We start from the raw sequence: 4,171 nt of genomic DNA on the forward strand, positions 1-4,171 counted from the left end.
TCTACAATCTCTGTCCCTGTTGGAATTATTCCCACTTTGGGTTTTCTGTAAACAGGTATCTCCATTATTCCTGCTGATAATAGAGCCCCTATATCCAGTGGTCTTATTTTATGGTTTGCAAACAACACAGGCTCTCCCTTTATGATATCCTCGCCAACAGGTCTTACATGCTGCCAGGGTTTTGCAGGTGATATTATTTCCACCTCACCTTTCCCCATTTCCACCACATCTTCTATCATTATCACAGCATCATATTCTTTTGGAAGTGGATTCCCTGTATTTACATATATGAAATCCGATCCCTCTGTCAGAATTAGAGGTGTTCCCTCTCTTGCAGTTAATGTTTTTTTTGATAAAACTGCTATTCCGTCCATTGCTGCCGCATTATAATTTGGAGAGGAGAAGTTTGCCAGTATGAGTTCCCCGGTTATTCTGTCCAATCCGTCCCAAGGTGCTACCATCTCCGTCTCTCTTTTAAAGTTAATTGTAGAAAGAAACATTTTCAAGGCTTCATCTACATTAACGTTATCTATATACTTTTCTCTTTTCACCTTTTAACCTCCTAAAGTGGCCATACATCTATTGTATCCCCTGAATTGAAACCCTCTTTGTCTGAAGGTATTATCGTATATCCAAAAGCTCTATTTAAAAGGCTTATTACACCGGATTTCCCATGCAGAGGTACTGCAAAGTTTTCTTCTATAATAACCGGTTGATAAGTCGTTCTTCCAGGAGTTGAATGAATATCTTTTTGCAATATCATTCTGTGTGGGATTCCCCTGTCTGTATTTATTATCTCTCCCAGCAGCGCCTTAAATACCATAAGTGCTGATACCGGGTGGCCAGGCAGACCAATAACAAGTTTCCCGTGGATTCCACCTATAATTGTGGGCTTACCTGGCTTGATTGACAATCCATGTATCAGTATTTCCCCACCCAATTCCTTTATGGCCCTGCAGGTGTAATCTTTGCTTCCTACCGAGCTGCCTCCTGAAAGAATTAAAATATCAGAGTTTTCTATGCCTTTCTTTATCTCTTCCTTTAAAAGTTCAAGATCATCTCCCACCAGGACACGTCCCATGAGCTGACAATTACATTCTTTTATGAGTGCTTCCAGAGTATACGAATTTATATCTCTTATCTCTCCGGGTCTCAGTTCTGATCCCAGATCTTTCACTTCATCTCCTGTGGAAATAATATAAAAACTCGGATTTACTCTTACTTCTACCTCTGTAATTCCACCAGCTGCAAAACTCCCGATATTTTGAGGTTTTATTCTTTTTCCGGATTCCAGCAGAACAGTTTCTTTTTCAAAATCTTCCCCTTTGTAGATTATGTTTTCTCCGTGGGATACAGATGTGTTTAAGAATATCTCTTCTCCTAAAACCTCTGAATATTCTATCATAACAACGGCATTAGCGCCATTAGGAATCATGCCACCTGTAGGAACATACACTGTTTCATCAGAATTAATAGTGTATTTATTTTCTTTCCCCATCTCTGCCTCTCCTTTTAGAGTAAGCATAGAAGGAATGGACTCAGATGCTCCATAAGTACTTTCTGCCTTCACTGCATAACCATCTACAGTGGATTTATTAAAACTTGGAACGGAATCCTTTGAGACAATCTTGGAGGCAGAATACCTTCCGAAAGATTCACCCAAAGGAACAATTTCTTTTTTTGAAAAAATTTCAATAAATTGTTTTTGTAATGTTTTTTTTGCTTCTTCCAATGATGTCACCTTAAAAAAATCCAATTTAATTCACTCCCTTTAAGTAGTCCTTTAGCTCAATGGTTTTTTCAGCCATTCTATTAATTTGTTCATTATCGTGACTTATCATTATTACCCCTGCCTTTTCCTGACGGACATATTGGGTGAGAATCTTCTCCGTTAGAAAAGTCGAGTCTTTGTCCAGGTTTGAAGTTGGTTCGTCTAAAAGAATCAATTTTGGTCTAAACGAAAGTGCTCTGGCAATGGCTACTTTTTGACTCTCACCGCTACTCAATCTGCTGGCATTTTTATCGGCCAAATGCTCTATTTTAAACTGCTCCAGAAGAGACTCTACTCTGTTTTTTATAAGGTTTTTGTCCCACTTCCTGATTTTTAGGGGATAAGCTATATTATCATAGACACTCCTTTTTAGAAGGTAAAAATTTTGCTGTACAAAGGTTATATCCATTTCTTCTATTCCCTTTTTCACTATTTCCCCTTCAAAATCCCCTTCCAGCCCGGAGATAAGTGAGAACAATGTTGTCTTTCCTAGTCCGTTCTCTCCCCTGACAGCAGTTATACCCAGGGTATTTATAATCATTTCCTCTATATTTAAAACTCTTTTTTTCCCATATGATTTTACTAAATTTCTTATTTCTATCATAGCTTTTTTATTCCTCCCGGTGAAGTATATAGACGATGCTGTTGACACTAAATGTTATTACTATAAGTATTATTCCCAGAGCAATTCCCATAGGATAATCACCCATGGAGTTCAGCATAGAAATAGTCGTCGTCATCACCCTGGTTTTCCCTTTAATATTTCCACCCACTATCATTACAGCTCCCACCTCGGTAATGGCCCGGGAAAAACAAGTCAGAAATATAACCAGCAATTCTTCCTTAAGTTCCTTAAAAACTAAAAATAAAAGTTCTGTTCTTTTGGCACCGAGAAGTTTTCCCTCATTTTTTATTCTTCTTCCCTGTAGTTTGGAAAGTTTATATACTAGACCCATCCCAAGGGGAAAAACCAAAAGAACCTGGGCAATTATCATCGCTCCAGGTGTATAAAGAAGTCCAAGAAAACCAAATATAGAACGTCTGGATAGGAGAATGGCAATCAAAAGTCCTATTACCACAGATGGAACTCCCATCATGGAAAACAGTATCTTTTCAAAAAACCTCTCCCTTCTAAATTTTTTTAATCCTATGGTTACTCCTATGGGAATAAATAATGATGTGGCAATCAATGTAGCTGTAAATGAAACTAAAACAGAGAGAAGTATAATACTATACAACTCTCTATCTAATTTTATTAAAAGAGTAAACGCCTGGGATATCCCGTGTAGTATGTAGTCCATAATTTACTACTGCCTCTCTGGTATAAATAATGACATTCCAAACTTTTCCACACCAAATTTTTCAACTTTGTCTTTTACCTTGTCAGATGCCAGCCAGTCCTTAAATACTTTTGCTCCTTCAGCATTTATGTATTTATTTTTTGAAGGGTCAATTGTTATTACACCATATTGATTGAGCAAGCTTAAATCTTTTCCAACTTTTATTTCCAAATCAAGGTCTTTGCTCAGGTTTAAATAGGTTGCCATATCTGTCAATGTATAAGCACTCATTTCACTGGCTATTTTCAACGTAGCTCCCATTCCGCTTCCTGAAACAATATACCATTCACCTTTAGGGGCTATCTTATTTTCATTCCATAGCTGAAGCTCTTTTTTATTGGTTCCAGAATTGTCTCCCCTTGAGGCAAATTTAAGTTTATCCTTATTTATTTTCCCCAAAGCTTCTTCTACAGAAGTCATTTTCACATTGTCTTTTGGTCCTACGATTACGAAATAATTATGAAAAACCTCTTCTCTTTCCTTTCCGTGACCGTCTTTCATAAACTGTAGTTCAGAAGGTTTTGCATGTACCAACAGTACATCCGCTTCTCCGTCTCTCCCCATTTGGAGTGCTTTTCCTGTTCCTACGGCGATAAGTTTTATTTTATACCCGCTCTCCTCTTCAAAAGAAGGTATAATGTAATCCATAAGTCCAGAGTCTCTCACGCTGGTTGTAGTTGCCAGTACTATGTCTTTGCTGGCTTTTCCAAAAATACTTACTGAACACAGCACCCCGATTAAAAATATTAGTAGCGATCTTTTGATTGTTTTCATTCTTTCCCCCTCATTTAATTTATTGAATAGTTTACTATTCATAAAAAGAAACTATCAAGTAATTAATCTTTTTATCAACTTTAAACTCAATTAAATAATCTCCTTATTCAGAGTACTATTTATTTTAGAAAATATAAATAGTGGTAATTTTTTAAATTACCACTATTTAAAATTTTCATTTAACTTCGGAATAAGACTTATTAAATTTTGAAGACACAGAAATCTGTTTTTCCATAAATTATATTTTAAAATTAGAGAAGCTATTGTTCTCCAAATCTATATACAA

At 36.5% G+C, this 4,171-nt stretch carries 4 protein-coding genes and 1 pseudogene; all 5 read right to left on the bottom strand.

Annotated features, from left to right (window positions below):
- A pseudogene (locus ABZA26_RS09130) lies at positions 1–551 on the bottom strand (molybdopterin biosynthesis protein); the annotation flags it as partial.
- An 11-nt stretch (positions 552–562) separates the two neighbouring features.
- Positions 563–1,756 carry a molybdopterin molybdotransferase MoeA gene (locus ABZA26_RS09135; RefSeq protein ID WP_372714212.1) on the bottom strand — a complete coding sequence of 398 codons (1,194 nt, stop codon included), beginning with the start codon at positions 1,754–1,756 and terminating at the stop codon, positions 563–565.
- 1 nt (position 1,757) lies between these two features.
- Positions 1,758–2,375 carry an ATP-binding cassette domain-containing protein gene (locus tag ABZA26_RS09140; RefSeq protein WP_372714213.1) on the bottom strand — a complete coding sequence of 206 codons (618 nt, stop codon included), beginning with the start codon at positions 2,373–2,375 and terminating at the stop codon, positions 1,758–1,760.
- Positions 2,376–2,382: 7 nt separating this feature from the next.
- Complete coding sequence (locus tag ABZA26_RS09145) at positions 2,383–3,072, bottom strand: ABC transporter permease (RefSeq protein WP_372714214.1); 690 nt, start codon at positions 3,070–3,072, stop codon at positions 2,383–2,385.
- A gap of 6 nt (positions 3,073–3,078) precedes the next feature.
- On the bottom strand, positions 3,079–3,885 hold the full coding sequence (locus tag ABZA26_RS09150) for a substrate-binding domain-containing protein (protein ID WP_372714215.1): 807 nt from the start codon (positions 3,883–3,885) through the stop codon (positions 3,079–3,081).
- Positions 3,886–4,171 lie beyond the last annotated feature (286 nt).

The organism is Ilyobacter sp. (assembly GCF_041583315.1).
Taxonomy (GTDB): domain Bacteria; phylum Fusobacteriota; class Fusobacteriia; order Fusobacteriales; family Fusobacteriaceae; genus Ilyobacter.

What these genes read in the sequence shown, in the direction of transcription:
- ABZA26_RS09140 (WP_372714213.1), bottom strand. Translation starts at nt 2,375, where the DNA reads ATGATAGAAATAAGAAATTTAGTAAAATCATATGGGAAAAAAAGAGTT.
- ABZA26_RS09145 (WP_372714214.1), bottom strand. Translation starts at nt 3,072, where the DNA reads ATGGACTACATACTACACGGGATATCCCAGGCGTTTACTCTTTTAATA.
- ABZA26_RS09150 (WP_372714215.1), bottom strand. Translation starts at nt 3,885, where the DNA reads ATGAAAACAATCAAAAGATCGCTACTAATATTTTTAATCGGGGTGCTG.